An 18,462-nucleotide genomic window follows, 5' to 3' on the forward strand; every position below is an offset into this window, starting at 1 on the left:
ACGGCCGCCCCGGTTCGTTCGCCGGGACACCGGGGCGGCCGTACTCATGCGCGTGCGCCGCCGCTCAGTTCACGTTCACCGCGCTCCACGCCGCCGCCACCGCGTTGTACTCCGTGCTCCCGTTGCCGTAGAGGTCCTTCGCCGCGTTGAGGGTCGCCGTGCGGGCGCCCGCGTAGTTCGTCGAGGACGTCATGTAGACCGTCAGCGCGCGATACCAGATCGCGCCGAGCTTGTCGCGGCCGATGCCGGTGACCGTCGAGCCGTTGTACGTCGGGGAGTTGTAGCTCACGCCGTTGATGGTCTTCGCGCCGCTGCCCTCCGCCAGCAGGTACGCGAAGTGGTTCGCGACGCCGGAGGAGTAGTGGACGTCCAGGTTCCCCACCGACGAACTCCAGTAGTCCGCCGAACTCCCGTCCTTCGACGGCTGGTCCATGAACCGCAGCGCCGCCTTCCCGAAGCCGGAGCGGACGATCTTCTCGCCGATCAGGTAGTCACCGGGGTCGGAGGAGTTGTTCGCGTACCACTCCACCAGCGTGCCGAGAATGTCCGAGGTCGCCTCGTTCAGGCCGCCGGACTCGCCCGAGTACGTCAGCGCGGCCGTCTTGGAGGTCACCCCGTGGGTCATCTCGTGGCCGGCCACGTCGAGGGCCACCAGCGGACCGAAGGTCGTCCCGTCACCGTCGCCGTACGTCATGCAGAAGCAACTGTCGTCCCAGAAGGCGTTGTTGTAGCTGCTGCCGTAGTGGACGCGGTTGTACGAGCCCTTGCCGTCGCCGGCGATGCCGTTGCGGCCGTGGACGTTCTTGTAGTAGTCCCAGGTCTCGTTGGTGCCGTACTGGGCGTCGACCGCGGCCGAGGAGCGGTCGGCAGTGGCGCCCGTGCCCCAGTGGTTGTCGGCGTCCGTGAACACCGTCGACGGCGCCCGGCTGATGCAGATGCCGAAGATGCACAGGTCGGTCTTGTTCGCCGCGTCACCCGTGTACGTGTTGCCGCGCGTCGGGTCCGTGAGGCTGTACGCCGACCCGGACTGCGTCGTCTCCAGCGGGACCGTGCCGCTGTACAGCGACTTGCCGTCGCCGGTCGCCGTCTCGATGCTGTCCCAGGCGTCGATCTGGGCGCCGGTGCGGGCGTCCGTCAGCACCGTGCGGGCGACCGGGTTGCCGAGCGAGTCCTTGCCGACGGCGTTGGTGCGCCAGGCCAGCTTCGGGGAGCCGTGCAGGGCGTCGACGACCAGCTGCGGCTTGGCCTGCACCTGCTTCAGCGCGTCGCCGAGGTTGGCCGCCCGCAGCGCGTTCACCGCGAGGTCGGCGGCCTTCGGGGCGGAGACGTCCGGGACGATCGACGCCAGGGATATCCGGCTCCGGGTCGCCCGGTCGGCGCTGCGGTACGCGCCGTCCGACTTCAGGTGGACGACGAAGTCGCCGCCCAGGACCGGGAGTCGGTGGTACGTGCGGTCGTAACGGACGTGCTGGGTACCGTTCTTGTCCACGATCACGTCACGGACCGAGGTGCCCTCGGCGGACGTGAGGCCGAGGGTGGTGGCGTGCTGGACGAGTGCCTGTGCCGCGTTCGCGATCGCGGTGGCCCGGGTCGGTCTCGCGTCGGCGTGGGCGGCGGGGGAGAGTGCGGCGGCCAGCAGGGTCGCGGTGGTGACGGCGACGCCGGCCGTGGCGAGACGGGAGGCTCGGGTGTTCCGTGTCCGGCTCATCGGTCTCCTTGGAGATGCGCCTCGAAGGCGTGGGGGGTGGCGCTGATGACGTCAGAGATTTAAGAGGCCATGACATGTCATGTCCATAGCGCCTCCATGGAGATGTGTGTGGAGGTGGAGGGGGTGCAGAATCCTTCCTGTGACCACCCGGAACCACCGCCACCTCCCGTTCTTCGTCTACGGCACGCTCCGCCCCGGCGAGGTCAACCACGACGCGTACCTGCGGGGGCGGACGGAGACCGAGGAACCCGGCCGCCTCGACGGCGCGGTGCTCTACGACGGGCCCGGCTATCCCTACGCCGTCGAGGAGCCCGGGCCGGTGGCGGTGCGCGGCGAACTCGTCATCGCGTGCCCCGAGTCGTACGACCGGCTCCTCCTGGAACTCGACGCGTTGGAGGAGTGCGTGCCGCAGGACCCGGCGAGCCTGTACGTACGCGTCGCGCGGGACGTCGTACGGCTGCGGGACGGGGCCGCCGTCCGGGCCTGGGTGTACGTCGCCGGGCCCGTCGTGGCCGGGAGACTGCGCACCGCCGGGCGGCGCATCGACGGCGGCGACTGGCTGGGCCACGGCTGACCGAGGGGTGCCCCCGCGGAGACCTCGACGCCCTCCCGGTTGGCAGGGGCGACAGGGCCAACCCGAACCGCGGGGCGCGGTACGGGCGGTGGGTGGGCGTCGAGGCGGTCTCCGTGTCGACCAGCGTGCCTCCGGCGTGTTACGCCCCGTGACGGACCCGTGTTGCACGGCCGAAACGGTCAACTCCCCGCGGTATCCCAGCCATCGTGAGAACCGATACCGGGCCGGTGGCCGGCGTCACCGGGCTCGAGCGGGGCCGACGGGGCTGATGGGGCTGACGGGCGCCTCGTCCGCCGCCGCCCCCGTGGTGCGGAACCCGCGTACGTGGCTCATTCCCCACCCCTGCTGGCCGGTCCCACCCCGTTGAGACTTCAAGGGACCCGACTAAAGTCGTTGTCTGCCACCGCCGCCCCGCAGGACCCTGCAGGACCCTTGCAGGACCCTGCAGGACCCTGCAGGACCCCGCAAGACCGCGCCGGACCCCACGACCGGCAGCACCCCGTAGCACTCCGCGAACCCCGCAGACCCCGTCACACCCCGTAAGACCCGCACGGCGCTCGACCCCCGCCCTGACCGGGCCCCCGCCGCTCCCGGACTCGGCCTCCCCCCACTCGAAAGAGCCAGCCAGGAGGTCTCCGAGCCATGCCTCTGCGTCACCTCACCCCCCGCGACCAGCACCTCTTCTGGCAGTACGGCCGCGGCGCCGACGTACCCGTCCACGAACCGCTCGTCCACCGTGCCATCGAACGGCACGCCATCGCGCACCCCCACGCCGTCGCCGCCGAGCACCACGGCGCGACCCTCACCTACGGCGAGCTCGACCGCTACGCCGGTGCCCTCGCCGCCCGGCTGGTCCGCGAGGGCGTCCGTCCCGGCGACCACGTCGGCCTGTTCGCCCGGCGCTCCATCCCGATGCTGGTCGGCCTGTTCGCCGTCCTCAAGGCGGGCGCCGCCTACGTCCCCCAGGACATCGGCCGCACGCCCCCGGCCGAGCTCGCCCACGTCATCCGCACCGCCCGCACCCGGGTGATCCTCACCCAGAAGGAACACGTCCCGCGTGTCCCGCTCCCCGGCGGCCACCGGCTGATCGCCCTCGACGACCCGGCGCCGTACGATCCCGGCCCTGGGCCGCTGCTGCCGCCGCACCCCGACGACGGCTGCTGCGTCCTCTTCGTCCCCGGCACCGCGGGCCGCCGCGCCCACGGCGTGACGCTCACCCACCGCAACATCGCCAACCTGCTGCTCACCGAACCCGGCGGGCTCGGCATCCGCCCCGGCGACCGGGTCGCCCAACTCCTCGGCATCGCCTCCGGACCGGCCGCCTGGGAGATCCTCGGCTGCCTCACCCACGGCGCCACCCTGGCCATCCGCGGCAAGGACACCGACGCCACGGCCCGCACCGCGACCGTCCTGATCGCCACTCCGGCCTTGCTGTCCGGCATCGACCCCGCCGACTGCCCGCACCTGCGCACGGTCGCCGTCACCGGGGAACCCTGCCCGCGCCCGCTCGCCGACCGCTGGTCCCGCCGGACCGCCTTCTTCCACTGCCGCGGCCCGGCCGAGGCGACCCTCGTCACCACCATGGGCCGCCACACCCCGGTCGCCGGGCGGCCGGTCGCCGGCCGCGCCCTCCCCAACAACACGGTGTACGTCCTCGGCGCCGACCGCCGTGCGCTGCCCGTCGGCGAGACCGGCGAGGTGTGGGCGGGCGGCGACTCGGTCTCGGCCGGCTACCTCGGCGACGACGCCCTGAACGCCGAGCGGTACGCGCCCGACCCGTTCCTCGGCGCGGGACACGCCATGTTCCGTACCGGCGACCTCGGCCGCTGGACCCCCGACGGCGACCTCGAACACCTCGGCCGCCCCGCCGACCGCCTCGGCCCGCCCGACAAGCGGCCACTGCTGCGGCTCGCCGGGGAACGCACGGCGGCCACGGTGACGGTCACCCGATGAGGACGACGGCGCGGCGCTCCTGAGCACTCCGCTGGAAGTGCCGCGATGTGCCGTCTGCCGTCTGCCGTCTGCCGTCTGCCGACTGCGGCGCCGTCGTGGCTGGTCGCGCAGTTCCTCCCCCGGCCCGCAGCGGACTGCGACGGTCCCGCTCAGTGCGGCGCCGCGGCCAGGGCCTCGGCCACCCCTGGTTCCTTCTTGCCCAGGAACCGGGGGTTCGGCTCGAAGAGCACGTCGAGGGCCGCCTTCCCCGCCGCGAAGACCTCCCGCGTCCCCCCGTAGTACCAGGTCGCGTCGTGCTTGGCGTCGACGCCGACCCCGTACGACGTCACCCCCGCGGCCTCGCACAGCGCCACCGCCCGCCGGATGTGGAACCCCTGGCTGATCAGCACGGCCCGGTCCACGCCGAAGATCTTCTTCGCGCGGACGCAGGAGTCCCACGTGTCGAAACCGGCGTAGTCGCTGACGATGCGCTTGGCGGGGACGCCGTGCCCGGTCAGGTAGGTGCGCATGGCGTCCGGCTCGTCGTAGTCCTTCCGGCTGTTGTCGCCGGTGACGAGGACGACCTTGATACGGCCCTCCTTGTACAGCGTCGCCGCCGCGTTCAGGCGGTTGGCGAGGTACGGCGAGGGTTCGCCGTCCCACAGGCCCGCGCCGAAGACGACCGCGACGTCGGCGCGCGGCACGTCCGCCACCGTGTGCAGCCGGCCGGCCGTCGAGACGTACAGCCAGGTGGCGGGCAGCAGCGCCAGCACGCACGCGGCCATCACGCCCTGCACCAGGCGCCGCCGGCCGGTGCGGGTCCGCGGCAGCCGCGGTCGGCGGATCCTCATACGCGCGTACCCCCCTTGTTCTCCCTGCGGGTTCTTCCCGCGGGTTCTCCCCGTGGGCCCCGATCATGGAGGACGCAGCGCGGGACGTTCCGGTTCGCTCACAGCGTGCGGGTCCGTACCGTGAAGCGCCCGAAAAGACTCGTGACGGCCAGGCAACGGGCGTGCAACCTCGCCCGGCGAGGATCTTCGCATGACGGTGACCGACCTCTCCCCGCGCCCCGGCCCGCCCGCCCTGGTCCTGGTGGCCCACGGCAGCCGTGACCCGCGCGCGCTCAGCACCGTGCGGGCGCTCATGGACCGGGTACGCGCCCTGCGCCCCGGCCTGCCCGTGCACCTCGGTCACATCGAACTGAACGAACCGCTGCTCCCCGACACCCTCGCCGCCCTCGGGGACACCGAGGCCGTCCTCGTCCCGCTCCTCCTCGGCCGCGGCTACCACGTCAAGCGGGACATCCCGGAGACGGCGGCCGAAGCCGGCGCCCGGACCCGGGTCGCCGCCCCGCTGGGCCCGCACCCCCTCCTCGCCGACACCCTGCACGCCCGCCTGCTGGAGGCGGGCTGGCGCCCGAGGCCCGCGAGCGCCGTGGTGCTGGCGGCGGCCGGCTCCCGAGACCCCGACGCCAGGGTCGACACCAACCGCATGGCCGACCTGCTCGCGACCCGCCTCGGCGTCCCGGTCCTCCCGGCCTACGCCTCGGCGGCCACCCCGACGGTCCCGGACGCGATCACCGCCCTACGGGCCAGGGGCCGCCGTCACATCGCCGTCGCCTCCTACTTCACGGCCCCGGGCCGCTTCGCCACCGAGTGCGCGGCCCACGCCCCGTGGATCGCGTCGGCCCCCCTGGGAGCCCACGACGCGATGGCCGAGCTGATCCTGCACCGATACGAGCAGGCACTGGGAACGCCGGTGACTGCAGCCGCCTAGGGGTGCGTGGATCGCTGCGGGTGCGTTGTGGTTGATCGCGCAGTTCCCCGCGCCCCCAAGAAGGTGGGTCCACTGCGCCGACCAAAAAGGGGCGCGGGGAACTGCGCGACAAGCCCCCACGCACCCGCACCCGCACACGCAACCCGACCCGGCAGACGAGTAGGCCCACCAAACACCCATTTGTCACTACCGCCCCGTACTGTCGAACCATGGCAGCCCCCGCACCCGCACCCTCGTCGGCCTACGACCCGACGTCAGTCGACCGCTGGGCCCCCGAACCCGACAAACGCCCCGGCCGTACCGCCTTCCAGCGCGACCGCGCCCGCATCCTCCACTCCGCCGCCCTCAGAAGGCTCGCCGGCAAGACCCAGGTCGTCACCCCCGGCACCTCCGCCCAGGCGTGGGACGCCAGCCCCCGCACCCGCCTCACCCACTCCCTCGAATGCGCCCAGGTCGGCCGGGAGCTGGGCGCGGCCCTCGGCTGCGACCCCGACCTCGTGGAGGCCGCCTGCCTCTCCCACGACCTCGGCCACCCGCCCTTCGGCCACAACGGCGAGCAGGCGCTGAACGAGTTCGCGGACGACTGCGGCGGCTTCGAGGGCAACGCCCAGTCCCTGCGGCTCCTCACCCGCATCGAGCCCAAGCGGTTCACCCCCGAGGGCTCCGTCGGCCTCAACCTCACCCGCGCCGCCCTGGACGCGGCCACCAAGTACCCGTGGCCGCGCGGCGCGCACCCCACCTCCCCGGCGTCCCGCAAGTTCGGTGTGTACGAGGACGACCGGCCGGTCTTCGACTGGGTCCGCAAGGAGGCCCCCGGCACCCGCACCTGCTTCGAGGCCCAGGTCATGGACTGGTCGGACGACGTCGCCTACTCCGTGCACGACGTCGAGGACGGCCTGCACGCCGGTCACATCGACCCCAACTGCCTGCACGCGGAGCCGGAACGGCGGGAGGTGTTCGCCGTCGCCGTCGGCCTGTACGTGCCCGCCGCCACCGACCCCGCCGAACTCGCCGCCGCCCTCGACCGGCTCCAGGACGAGGAGTGGTGGCCGCACGGCTACGACGGCAGCGCGGTCGCCCAGGCCCGCCTCAAGGACACCACCAGCCAGCTGATCGGCCGGTTCTGCCTGGCCGCGGAGGGCGCCACCCGCGAGGCGTACGGCGGCGGCCGGCTCACCCGGTACGGTGCGGAGCTCGTCGTACCGCGCGAGGCCCGGATGGAGTGCGCGGTGCTCAAGGCCATCGCCCACCGGTACGTCATGCAGCGCGCCGAGCAGGAGCGGCTCCGTGCCGACCAGCGGGTCGTCGTCGCCGAACTCGCCGAGGCGCTCACCGCCCGTGCGCCCGACGGGCTCGACCCGCAGTTCCGGGCGCTGTTCGACGCGGCCGGCGACGACCACGCCCGCAAGCGCGTGATCGTCGATCAGATCGCGTCGCTCACCGACGCCTCCGCGCGCTCCCTGCACGCGCGACTGACGGGACGTATGTGAACACTTTGTGACTCTCTGCGACTCCCTCTGGCCTGATCGGGGCAAGATCGCGTCAGTGGGGGTCATTCCCTCTTCCCGCATCACGCTGCGTGCGGGAGGCTCACAGTGCGGCGCATGTGGGCGGCATATGTGGCGGCACCCTTACGAGGAGGCATCAAGTGGTCGACGCGGACCAGACATTCGTCATCGTCGGAGGCGGACTCGCCGGTGCGAAGGCGGCCGAGACGCTCCGAGCCGAGGGCTTCACCGGCCGGGTGATACTGATCTGCGACGAACGCGACCACCCGTACGAGCGGCCGCCGCTCTCCAAGGGATACCTGCTCGGCAAGGCGGAACGCGACAGCGTCTTCGTGCACGAGCCCGCCTGGTACGCGCAGCACGACATCGAACTGCACCTCGGCCAGACCGTGGACCGCATCGACCGCGCCGCCAAGACCGTCCGGTTCGGCGACGACGGCACGCTGGTCCGCTACGACAAGCTGCTGCTCGCCACCGGAGCGGAGCCGCGCCGCCTCGACATCCCCGGCACCGACCTGGCCGGCGTCCACCATCTGCGGCGCCTCGCGCACGCCGAGCGCCTCAAGGGCGTCCTCGCCGCGCTCGGCCGGGACAACGGGCACCTCGTCATCGCGGGCGCCGGCTGGATCGGCCTGGAGGTCGCGGCGGCGGCCCGGACCTACGGCGCGGAGGTCACCGTCATCGAGCACGGGCAGACCCCGCTGCACCGCGTGCTCGGGCCCGAACTGGGCAACGTCTTCGCCCAGCTGCACGAGGAGCACGGGGTCCGGTTCCGCTTCGGGGTACGGCTCACGGAGATCGTCGGCCAGGACGGCATGGTGCTGGCCGCGCGCACCGACGACGGCGAGGAGCACCCGGCGCACGACGTCCTCGCGGCGATCGGCGCGGCGCCGCGGGTCGGGCTGGCCGAGGCGGCCGGGCTTGAGCTGGCCGACCGGGCGCAGGGCGGGGGCATCGTCGTCGACGAACGGCTGCGGACGTCCGACCCGGACATCTACGCCGCCGGCGACGTGGCCGCCTTCCCGCACGCCCTGTTCGACACGAGGCTGCGCGTGGAGCACTGGGCCAACGCTCTGAACGGCGGCCCGGCGGCGGCCCGCTCGATGCTGGGGCAGGACCTCACGTACGACCGGGTGCCCTACTTCTTCACCGACCAGTACGACCTGGGCATGGAGTACAGCGGGTGGGCGCCGCCCGGGTCGTACGACCAGGTGGTGATCCGGGGGGACGCGGGGAAGCGGGAGTTCATCGCCTTCTGGGTGAAGGAGGGGCGGGTGCTGGCCGGGATGAACGTGAACGTGTGGGATGTCACAGAGCCGATCCAGAAGCTGATCACTTCGCGGGCGGTGGTGGACACGGATGCGTTGGCGGATCCGCATGTGCCGTTGGAGTCGCTCGCCTAAGGGGCTGCGGGGATCTGCCGTCCCGCGGGTGCGGGTGGTGCGTGGTTGCTCGCGCAGTTCCCCGCGCCCCTTTGGGGCGCTTCCGTGACCGTAGAATTCACCCGTGGCAGGACGGATCAATGACGAGGACGTGAAGGCGGTACGGGACGCGGTCCCGATCGACGCCGTCGTGTCCGAGTACCTCCAGCTGCGCAACGCGGGCGGCGGGAACCTCAAGGGCCTGTGCCCGTTCCACGACGAGAAGTCGCCGTCCTTCCAGGTCAGCCCGAGCAAGGGACTCTTCCACTGCTTCGGCTGCCAGGAGGGCGGCGACACCCTCACCTTCGTGATGAAGGTCGACCACCTCTCCTTCTCGGAGGCGGTCGAGCGGCTGGCCGCCCGCGCCGGCATCACCCTGCGCTACGAGGAGGGCGGGTACAACCCGTCCCACCAGCGCGGTGAGCGCATCCGTCTGGTCGAGGCGCACAAGATCGCCGCCGTCTGGTACGCGGAGCAGCTCGCGACCAGCCCCGAGGCCGAGACCGGCCGGGTCTTCCTCGCCGAGCGCGGCTTCGACCAGGCCGCCGCCGTGCACTTCGGCGTCGGCTACAGCCCGCAGGGCTGGGACCACCTCACCCGCTACCTGCGCGGACAGGGCTTCACCGACAAGGAGCTGCTGTCGTCCGGCCTGTCGCAGGAAGGGCGGCGCGGGCCCATCGACCGCTTCCGCGGCCGCCTGATGTGGCCCATCCGGGACATCGGCGGCGAGGTCGTCGGCTTCGGCGCCCGCAAGCTCTACGAGGCGGACAACGGGCCCAAGTACCTCAACACGCCCGACACCGCGATCTACAAGAAGTCCCAGGTCCTGTACGGCATCGACCTCGCCAAGCAGCACATCGCGAAGGCCAGCCGCGCGGTCGTGGTCGAGGGCTACACGGACGTCATGGCCTGCCACCTGGCCGGGGTGACGACCGCGATCGCCACCTGCGGTACGGCCTTCGGCGGCGACCACATCAAGATCCTGCGGCGCCTGCTGATGGACAACGGATCGGCCCGTGTGATCTTCACCTTCGACGGCGACGCGGCCGGGCAGAAGGCGGCCCTGCGCGCCTTCGAGGACGACCAGAAGTTCGCCGCCGAGACGTACATCGCCATCGCCCCCGACGGCATGGACCCCTGCGAGCTGCGCCTGGCCAAGGGCGACGACGCGGTCGCCGACCTGACCGAACCCCGTACCCCGCTCTTCGAGTTCGCGCTCCGCCAGATCGTGGCCCGCTACGACCTGGACACCCCGGCGGGCCGCGCGGCCGCGCTGGACGAGGCGGCGCCGGTCGTCGCCCGGATCAAGAACAGCGGCGCCCAGCACGAGGTCGCCGTCCAGCTCGCCGGCATGCTCGGCATCCTCGACACCCAGTTCGTGGTGAAGCGGGTGGCCCAGCTGGCCCGGTGGGCCCGCGAGAAGGGCGGCGGCGGTGGCAGGGGGGCCGGCGGCCCGGCGCGCGGCCCGCAGCAGCCGTCGTACGGCACCGGTGCGGCCCGCCCGGCCGTCTCCGGTCCCGCCCTCAACCTCCGCAACGCCGTCTTCGCCACCGAGCGCGAGCTGCTGAAGCTCGCCCTGCAGCGCCCCGAGCTGGTCTCCCCGGCCTTCGACGCGTACGGCATCGACGAGTTCACCGCCGAGCCCTACGCGGCCGTACGCCAGACGATCATGGAGGCGGGCGGCGCCGAGTACGGCGTGCAGGACCCGCAGGAGTACCTGGTCCGGGTCCGCGACGCGGCCGCCGACGACGGGGTCCGCGCGATGGTCACCGAGCTCGCCGTCGAGGCGATCATGCGCCGCACGGTCGACGAGAACTACGCGGGCGAGCAACTCGTGACCGTCCGCCGCCGCGCCGTCGACCGCCGTATCCACGAGATCCAGATCACCCTCACCCGCCTCGGCAGCGGCGGTGACCCGGCCCAACTCGCCTCCGTGCAGAACGAGTTGTGGGTGCTCCAGCAGTACGGGCAGGCGCTGCGCGAGCAGGGACCGGCCGCTCTCTGAGCCCCGGCCGGCCGGCAGGATAACCGCGCGGTCACGGACCGGACGCAAAAAGTCACCGCACGCCCCTCGTGGCGGCGATGTGTCTTACCCCACACTGGGGGCGGTGCCTGAGTCCTCGGAGCGCGGCCGGCCCGTCCCGGACGGGTCCCAGACCCCCGCCGTTCCACTCATCGCGTACGGGACGGACAGCGGCGAGGCCGTCGTCTCCGCTCCCGAAGTACCGCTGCCGTACCCGCTGGCAGCGATCATCCTGGAGGTCGCCCCCGTGCAGACCCAGACCCTGACCCAGACGGACAGCAGCAGCACGCTGACGGACGAGCCGGACGCCGATACCGGCGGCCATGCCGGCGTGCCGCCGCAGAGCCGGGCCGCGCTGCACCCCGAGACCGAACCGGACGGCCCGCCCCCGGAGGAGCTCGCGGCCGACGCCCCCGACACGGAGCCCGAGACCGAGCCCGCCGAGCCGCCGGTCGCCGCCCGCGCCGACACCGGCAGTCCCTCCTCGGACCTGTTCCGCCAGTACCTGCGCGAGATCGGCCGCATCCCGCTGCTCACCGCCGCCGAGGAGGTCGAACTCGCCCGCCGGGTGGAGGCCGGCCTGTTCGCCGAGGAGAAGCTGGGCAGCACCCCCGACCTCGACAGCGAACTGGCACTGGACCTCGACCGGCTGGTCGTCATGGGCCGCATGGCCAAGCGCCGCCTCATCGAGGCGAACCTGCGGCTGGTGGTGTCGGTCGCGAAGCGGTACGTCGGCCGCGGCCTGACCATGCTCGACCTGGTGCAGGAGGGAAACCTCGGACTGATCCGCGCCGTCGAGAAGTTCGACTACGCCCGCGGCTACAAGTTCTCGACGTACGCGACCTGGTGGATCCGCCAGGCCATGTCCCGCGCCCTGGCCGACCAGGCCCGCACCATCCGCGTCCCCGTGCACGTGGTGGAGCTGATCAACCGTGTCGTCCGCGTCCAGCGCCGGATGCTCCAGGAGCGGGGCTACGAGCCGACGCCGGACGAGGTCGCCGCGCACCTGGATCTGGCGCCGGAGCGGGTGGGGGAGGTGCTGCGGCTGGCGCAGGAGCCGGTGTCCCTGCACGCCCCGGTGGGCGAGGAGGACGACGTCGCCCTCGGCGACCTCATCGAGGACGGCGACGCGGCGAGCCCGGTCGAGTCGGCGGCGTTCCTGCTGCTGCGGGAGCACCTGGAGGCGGTGCTGTCGACGCTCGGGGAGCGGGAGCGGAAGGTCGTCCAGCTGCGGTACGGGCTGGCCGACGGGCGCCCCCGGACGCTGGAGGAGATAGGGCGGATCTTCGGGGTGACGCGGGAGCGGATCCGGCAGATCGAGTCGAAGACGCTCAACAAGCTGCGGGACCACGCCTTCGCGGACCAGCTGAGGGGCTATCTGGACTGACGCCGGGTGCGGGTGCGTGGGCGCGGGCGGCACCCCGCAAGCGCGGGCGAGTGAAACCACCCGCCCGCGCCCACAGCGCACCGCACCCGCTCAGTCCACCTCGGCCACCGCCTGCGCGAACTGCGCCTTGTACAGCCGCGCATACGCCCCGTCCGCGGCCAGCAGCTCGGCGTGCGCGCCCTGTTCCACGATCGAGCCGTTCTCCATCACGAGGATGGTGTCCGCGTCCCGGATCGTCGACAGCCGGTGCGCGATCACGAACGACGTCCGGCCGTCCGCCAGTTTGGCCATCGCCTTCTGGATCAGCACCTCGGTACGGGTGTCGACCGACGACGTCGCCTCGTCGAGGACGAGGATCGTCGGGTCGGACAGGAAGGCGCGCGCGATGGTGATGAGCTGCTTCTCACCGGCGCTGACGCCCGTGCCCTCGTCGTCGATGACCGTGTCGTAGCCGTCGGGCAGGGTCCGCACGAACCGGTCGGCGTGGGCCGCCCGTGCCGCCTCCTCGATCTCGCCGCGGGTGACCTCGCGCGAGGCGCCGTACGCGATGTTCTCCGCGATGGAGCCGCCGAACAGCCAGGTGTCCTGGAGCACCATGCCGATCCTGGCGCGCAGTTCGTCCCGGGACATGTGGGTGATGTCGACGCCGTCGAGGGTGATCCGGCCGCCGGAGACGTCGTAGAACCGCATCAGCAGGTTCACGAGCGTCGTCTTGCCGGCGCCGGTCGGCCCGACGATCGCGACCGTGTGGCCCGGTTCCACCGTGAGCGAGAGGTCCTCGATCAGCGGCTTCTCCGGGTCGTAGCGGAAGGAGACGTGCTCCAGGGCGACCCGGCCGCGCAGCTCGGCGGGGCGCTCGCCCGGGACCGGGTCCGCCTTCTGCTCCTCCGCGTCGAGGAGTTCGAAGATCCGTTCGGCGGAGGCGACACCGGACTGCACCAGGTTGGCCATGGAGGCGACCTGGGTCAGCGGCATCGAGAACTGCCGGGAGTACTGGATGAAGGCCTGGACGTCACCGATGGAGAGCGCGCCCGACGCGACCCGCAGGCCACCCACCACCGCGACCAGCACGTAGTTCAGGTTCGACACGAACATCATCAGCGGCTGCATCACACCGCTGTTGAACTGCGCCTTGAACCCGGCCTCGTACAGCGCGTCGTTCTGCTCGGCGAACTGCTGCGCCGACTCCTGCTGCCGGCCGAACACCTTGACCAGGGTGTGCCCGGTGTACATCTCCTCGACGTGGGCGTTCAGCTTGCCGGTCGAGCGCCACTGCTGCACGAAGTGCGGCTGCGAGCGCTTGCCGATGCGGGTGGCGACCAGGAAGGACAGCGGCACGGTGACCAGGGCCACCAGCGCCAGGATCCAGGACACCCAGAACATCACCGCGAGCACGCCGATGATGGTGAGCAGCGAGTTGATGAGCTGGCCCATCGACTGCTGGAGCGTCTGGCCGATGTTGTCGATGTCGTTGGTGGCGCGGGAGAGCACCTCGCCGCGCTGCCGCTTGTCGAAGTAGGAGAGCGGCAGGCGGGACAGCTTCGCCTGGACGTCCTCGCGCAGCCGGTACATCGTGCGGTTGACGGACCGGTTGACCAGCCGGGTCGCCACCGCCATCAGCAGGCCGGCGACGAGGTACGTGCAGAGCGCGAACAGCAGGACGTCGCCGACCTGGCCGAAGTCGATGCCCTTGCCCGGCGTGAAGTCGGTGCTCCTGAGCATGTCGGCGACGGTGTCCTGGCCGCGCTCGTGCATGCCCTGCAGGACCTGGTCCTTGGTGGTCCCGGCGGGCATCTGCTTGCCGATGACGCCGGCGAAGACCAGGTCGGTGGCCCGCCCGAGGATCTTGGGGCCGATCACGTTGAGGGTGACGCTCGCGACCACGCAGAACAGCAGCAGGTAGATCGTGAGCTGTTCGGGTTTGAACCGGGCGAGGAGCCGTTTGCCCGAGTTCTTGAAGTCCATCGACCGCTGGTCGGGGCCGCCCCCGGCCATCATGCGTCCCATGGGCCCGGCCATCAGGCGGCCTCCGCTTCCGTCAGCTGGGAGAGCACGATCTCCCGGTAGGTCTCGTTGCCGGCCATGAGTTCGTGGTGGCGGCCGGTGCCGACGACGCGCCCCTCGTCGAGGACGACGATCCGGTCGGCGTCTCTGATGGTCGCCACCCGCTGGGCGACGATGACGACGGTCGCCTCGGCCGTCTCCTGGGCGAGCGCGGCGCGCAGGGCGGCGTCGGTCGCGTAGTCGAGGGCGGAGAAGGAGTCGTCGAAGAGGTAGATCTCCGGGCGCTGGACGAGCGTCCGGGCGATGGCGAGGCGCTGCCGCTGGCCGCCGGACACGTTCGTACCGCCCTGGGCGATGGGCGCGTTCAGCCCGCCCTCCAGCTTGCCGACGAAGCCCTTGGCCTGCGCCACCTCCAGCGCCTGCCACAGCTCCTCGTCGGTGGCGTCCGGATTGCCGTAGCGGAGGTTGGTCGCCACGGTGCCCGCGAACAGGTACGGCTTCTGCGGGACCATGCCGACCGTCTGCGCGAGCAGCTTCGGGTCGAGGCCCGAGACGTCCTCGCCGTCGACGAGGACCTGGCCGTCCGTGGCGTCGAAGAGGCGCGCGACCAGCCCGAGCAGGGTGGACTTGCCGCTGCCGGTGGAACCGATCACGGCGGTCACCTCGCCGGGCCGGGCGACCAGGTCGACGGCCTTGAGCACCGGCTCCTCGGCGCCCGGATAGCGGAACCCGGCGCCCCGGATCTCCAGATGGCCGTGCCGGCGCAGCTCGGTGACCGGCGCGAGCGGCGGGACGACGCTGGACTCGGTGTCCAGGACCTCCTCGATGCGCTCGGCGCAGACCTCGGCGCGCGGCACCATCATGAACATGAAGGTGGCCATCATCACGGACATCACGATCTGCATGAGGTAGGCGAGGAAGGCCGTCAGGTCGCCGATGGCCATCTGGCCGCTGTCGATGCGATGAGCACCGAACCAGACCACGGCGATGGACGACACGTTCACCGTCGTCATGACGATCGGGAACATCAGCGCCAGCATGTTGCCGGTGGCCAGCTGCATCTCGGTCAGGTCCTTGTTGGACCTGCCGAACCGGCCCTGCTCGTACTCGTCGCGCACGAACGCGCGGATCACCCGGTTGCCGGTGATCTGCTCGCGCAGCACCCGGTTCACCGTGTCGAGCCGCACCTGCATGGAGCGGAACAGCGGGCGCAGCCGCCGCACGATCAGGGTCACCGAGATGCCGAGCACGGGTACGACGGCGACCAGCACCCCGGACAGCGGAACGTCCAGGCCGAGGGCGAGCACGATGCCGCCGACACACATGATGGGCGCCGACGCCATCAGGGTGAACGCCATCAGGACCAGCATCTGGACCTGCTGTACGTCGTTGGTCGTACGGGTGATGAGCGAGGGCGCCCCGAAGTGACCCACCTCACGTGCGGAGAAGGACTGCACCCGGTCGAAGACGGCGGCACGCACGTCCCGGCCGAGCGCGGACGCGGTCCTGGCGCCGTAGTAGACGGCACCGACGTTGCACACCACCTGAGCGAGCGAGATGCCGATCATCAGGGCGCCGAAGGACAGGATGTAATCCGTGTCACCCTTCACGACGCCGTTGTCGATGATGTGCGCGTTGAGCGTGGGCAGGTAGAGAGTGGCGCAGGTCTGCAGGAACTGCAGCAGCACCAGGATGGAGATGGGTTTCCTGTAGGGCCTGAGATAGGTCCGCAGAAGTCGTATGAGCACGCTACGTCTCTCGGAGTCGGCGGTGGGGTGGGCGAGGTCGCTTGCCCGAAGGGCGGGGTGTTTGCCCTAGGCCCCTATCGTCCGACACTCCACCCGCGTTACCTCAACCGATTAACCCGACAGCGGACGCACGGGGACGTACACGGCCGTACGCTTCGCGGGGTTTACGCCCGGAACGCCCCCGGATGGGTCTGCTCCCGCACCGAGACGAACTGCTGCCGCACCGCCTGCCCGACGGCCAGTTCGTCCCCGGGCTCCAGCACCTGCGCCGCCGCGCCCTGCCACACGGGCGGCGTACGCGGGTCCAGCGTCCCCTGCGAGACCCCGAGCGCCCAGGCCGCCTGCCGCGCGGCCCCGATCGCCGCGTAGTCCGCCGGCTGCGGTACGACGACCTGCGCGCCGAACAGCATCGGCGCCGCCGCCTGTACGGCCGGCAGCTCGGCGGCCTGCCCCAGCAGGAAGATCCGCCGTACCTCCACACCCCGGCCGCGCAGCACGTCCAGCGCGTCGGCCAGCCCGCACAGCATGCCCTCGAAGGCGGCCCGCGCCAGGTGCTCGGCCTTCATGGACTCCCGGCGCAGCCCGGCCAGCGTCCCGGCGGTGTGCGGCAGGTTCGGCGTCCGCTCGCCCTCCAGGTACGGCAGCATGACCAGCCCGTGCGAGCCGGGCGTCGACTTCATCGCCAGGTCGGAGAGGGCCTCCAGATCGGTCAGCCCGAGCAGCTCGGCGGTGCCGCGCAGGGCCCGTACGGCGTTGAGCGTGGTGACGACCGGCAGGTGCATGCCGGTGGCGTCGGCGAGCGAGGTGATCATCCCGGAGCTGTCGGCGAGCGCCTCGGTGTGCACGGCCATCACCGACCCGGAGGCGCCGAGCGACACCACGGCGTCCCCGAATCCGAGCCCCAGCCCGAACGCGGCGGCCATGGTCTCGCCGGTCCCCGCGGAGATCAGCAGTCCCTCCGGGGTGGTGCCGGCCGCGTCGGAGGGCCCGATCACGTCGGGCAGCATCGCCTGATGGCCCAGGGCGAGTTCGACGAGGTCGGGCCGGTAACCGCCGGTGGCGGCCGACCAGTACCCGGTCCCGGAGGCCCCGCCACGATCGGTGGTCCGCCGGACCGGCCGCCCGAGCAGCTGCCACACCAGCCAGTCGTGGGCCTGCAGCAGTACGGCGGTCCGCCGGGCGTTCTCCGGCTCGGTCCTGGCCAGCCAGCGCAGCTTGGTGACGGGCTGCGCGGCCTGCGGCACGCACCCCACCGCCTGCGCCCAGGCCTCCCGCCCGCCCAGCGCGTCGAGGAGATCGGCGGCCGCGACCTGGGCACGCTTGTCACCGCCGACCATCGCGGGGCGGACGGTGTTGCCCTGCGCGTCCAGCGGCACCAGCGCGTTCTGCTGCGCCGACACGCCGATGGCCTGCACGCCCTCCAGGAGCCCGCCGCCGGCGGCCTCGCCGAGGGAGAGCAGCCAGGCCTGCGGGTCGACGTCACTGGGGCGCGCCGCGCCGTCCGGCGTGTCGACCGGGTGCGGTGCGTATCCCTGGCGGAGCACCGCACCCGTGTCCGTGTCGCAGACCACGATGCGAGTGAAATCCGGTGAGCTGTCCAACCCGGCGACTATCCCCATGCCCGAAATTCTGCCGCACGCGCCGCTGTGGTTCGGCCGACGGGCGCCGTTGGGGTGAGGGCCGGCCGTCGGGTGCGGGTGCGTGGGGGCCGTTCGCGCAGTTCCGCGCGCCCCTGGGGAAGGGCGGCCGGCCGCGTTGAAAAGTGAACCTAGGTGTTGCTGGTGCCCCAGTCGTCCGCTGCTGCGCCGTTCGTGTTGCGTTCGCGCAGGGACCGGACCCGGGCTGCCACCGAGTCGGGCATGCGGTCGCCGACCTTCTCGCTCACCGTGTGGAAGGCCCGGCCGGCGTAGACGCGGCCCTGCTGGGCGGCGGTCTCCGCGGTGTTGCGGACCGCCGGGTTCTGGGCGACCTGGCGGGCGGACTTCTTCAGCTGTTCGTAGCGCTCTCGTCCGGCCCGCGTGCCGAGCACGTAACCGAGAGCGAGCCCGACGACGAACGTGAGCTTGTAGCGCATGGCGGTGCCACCCTTCCGACGTGGGGGAGAACCGATTGGCGGAGCACCCCCCTGCTTGCGCTAATGTATGTGTCGCAGCGAGCGGGCGCCCCCTGGCGAATACCCAGGTAGGTACGTTCGATGCAACGAGGCATTCCTCCGTAGCTCAATTGGCAGAGCAGCCGGCTGTTAACCGGCAGGTTACTGGTTCGAGTCCAGTCGGGGGAGCTCGGTCCTCCGTAGCTCAATTGGCAGAGCAGCCGGCTGTTAACCGGCAGGTTACTGGTTCGAGTCCAGTCGGGGGAGCTCGGTCCTCCGTAGCTCAATT

The 18,462-nt window shown here is 71.8% G+C and carries 13 protein-coding genes and 3 tRNA genes (1 of these 16 running past the window's edge); 10 read left to right on the forward strand and 6 right to left on the reverse strand.

Features of this window, described 5'->3' with window-relative positions; genetic code table 11:
* Positions 1–64: 64 nt before the first annotated feature.
* Positions 65–1,708 (reverse strand): M4 family metallopeptidase, encoded by a 1,644-nt coding sequence (locus ABT137_RS01645; protein WP_351700691.1) that lies wholly within the window; start codon positions 1,706–1,708, stop codon positions 65–67.
* Between the two features lie 139 nt (positions 1,709–1,847).
* Between ABT137_RS01645 and ABT137_RS01650 the strand changes: the two genes are divergently transcribed.
* Together ABT137_RS01650 and ABT137_RS01655 are read left to right on the forward strand one after the other, a co-directional pair.
* Entirely contained in the window at positions 1,848–2,282 is a 435-nt protein-coding gene (locus ABT137_RS01650; protein WP_351700694.1) for a gamma-glutamylcyclotransferase family protein, read from the forward strand.
* A gap of 642 nt (positions 2,283–2,924) precedes the next feature.
* Positions 2,925–4,235, forward strand: coding sequence for an AMP-binding protein (locus ABT137_RS01655; RefSeq protein WP_351700697.1), 1,311 nt, complete (start codon positions 2,925–2,927; stop codon positions 4,233–4,235).
* 149 nt (positions 4,236–4,384) lie between these two features.
* On the opposite strand, the gene ABT137_RS01660 is transcribed toward ABT137_RS01655, so the two are convergent.
* Entirely contained in the window at positions 4,385–5,065 is a 681-nt protein-coding gene (locus ABT137_RS01660; RefSeq protein ID WP_351700700.1) for a SanA/YdcF family protein, read from the reverse strand.
* A gap of 190 nt (positions 5,066–5,255) precedes the next feature.
* Here ABT137_RS01660 and ABT137_RS01665 point away from each other — a divergent pair, with 190 nt between their 5' ends.
* The 5 genes from ABT137_RS01665 (at position 5,256) to ABT137_RS01685 (ending at position 12,329) form a co-directional block, all read left to right on the forward strand.
* Positions 5,256–5,990, forward strand: a complete 735-nt coding sequence (locus ABT137_RS01665) for a sirohydrochlorin chelatase (RefSeq protein WP_351700702.1) — start codon at positions 5,256–5,258, stop codon at positions 5,988–5,990.
* A gap of 209 nt (positions 5,991–6,199) precedes the next feature.
* Positions 6,200–7,480, forward strand: a complete 1,281-nt coding sequence (locus ABT137_RS01670) for a deoxyguanosinetriphosphate triphosphohydrolase (RefSeq protein ID WP_351700704.1) — start codon at positions 6,200–6,202, stop codon at positions 7,478–7,480.
* Between the two features lie 158 nt (positions 7,481–7,638).
* On the forward strand, positions 7,639–8,901 hold the full coding sequence (locus ABT137_RS01675; protein WP_351700706.1) for an NAD(P)/FAD-dependent oxidoreductase: 1,263 nt from the start codon (positions 7,639–7,641) through the stop codon (positions 8,899–8,901).
* A gap of 103 nt (positions 8,902–9,004) precedes the next feature.
* The gene (dnaG, locus tag ABT137_RS01680) at positions 9,005–10,924 is read left to right on the forward strand and encodes a DNA primase (protein WP_351700708.1); all 1,920 of its coding nucleotides are present in this window, start codon (positions 9,005–9,007) and stop codon (positions 10,922–10,924) included.
* Between the two features lie 103 nt (positions 10,925–11,027).
* Complete coding sequence (locus ABT137_RS01685; protein WP_351700710.1) at positions 11,028–12,329, forward strand: RNA polymerase sigma factor; 1,302 nt, start codon at positions 11,028–11,030, stop codon at positions 12,327–12,329.
* 90 nt (positions 12,330–12,419) lie between these two features.
* Here the strand turns inward: ABT137_RS01685 and ABT137_RS01690 are convergent, their stop codons facing one another.
* The 4 genes from ABT137_RS01690 to ABT137_RS01705 form a co-directional block, all read right to left on the reverse strand.
* A complete protein-coding gene (locus ABT137_RS01690; RefSeq protein ID WP_351700712.1) occupies positions 12,420–14,348 on the reverse strand; it encodes an ABC transporter ATP-binding protein in 1,929 nt (642 codons plus the stop codon).
* Positions 14,348–16,081: an ABC transporter ATP-binding protein gene (locus tag ABT137_RS01695; RefSeq protein WP_351700714.1), complete on the reverse strand. Its 1,734-nt coding sequence runs from the start codon at positions 16,079–16,081 to the stop codon at positions 14,348–14,350. The genes ABT137_RS01690 and ABT137_RS01695 overlap by 1 nt, the downstream gene beginning before the upstream one ends.
* Positions 16,082–16,245: 164 nt before the next feature.
* Complete coding sequence (locus tag ABT137_RS01700) at positions 16,246–17,700, reverse strand: FGGY family carbohydrate kinase (RefSeq protein ID WP_351700717.1); 1,455 nt, start codon at positions 17,698–17,700, stop codon at positions 16,246–16,248.
* 149 nt (positions 17,701–17,849) lie between these two features.
* Positions 17,850–18,155, reverse strand: coding sequence for a YtxH domain-containing protein (locus ABT137_RS01705; protein ID WP_351700720.1), 306 nt, complete (start codon positions 18,153–18,155; stop codon positions 17,850–17,852).
* Positions 18,156–18,289: 134 nt separating this feature from the next.
* Here ABT137_RS01705 and ABT137_RS01710 point away from each other — a divergent pair.
* From ABT137_RS01710 to ABT137_RS01720, 3 genes are all read left to right on the forward strand, one after another.
* Positions 18,290–18,362, forward strand: a tRNA-Asn gene (locus ABT137_RS01710).
* Between the two features lie 5 nt (positions 18,363–18,367).
* Positions 18,368–18,440, forward strand: a tRNA-Asn gene (locus ABT137_RS01715).
* A gap of 5 nt (positions 18,441–18,445) precedes the next feature.
* Positions 18,446–18,462, forward strand: a tRNA-Asn gene (locus tag ABT137_RS01720); it runs 156 nt beyond the window's last position.

The organism is Streptomyces sp. NPDC001980, assembly GCF_040296885.1.
Classification (GTDB): domain Bacteria; phylum Actinomycetota; class Actinomycetes; order Streptomycetales; family Streptomycetaceae; genus Streptomyces.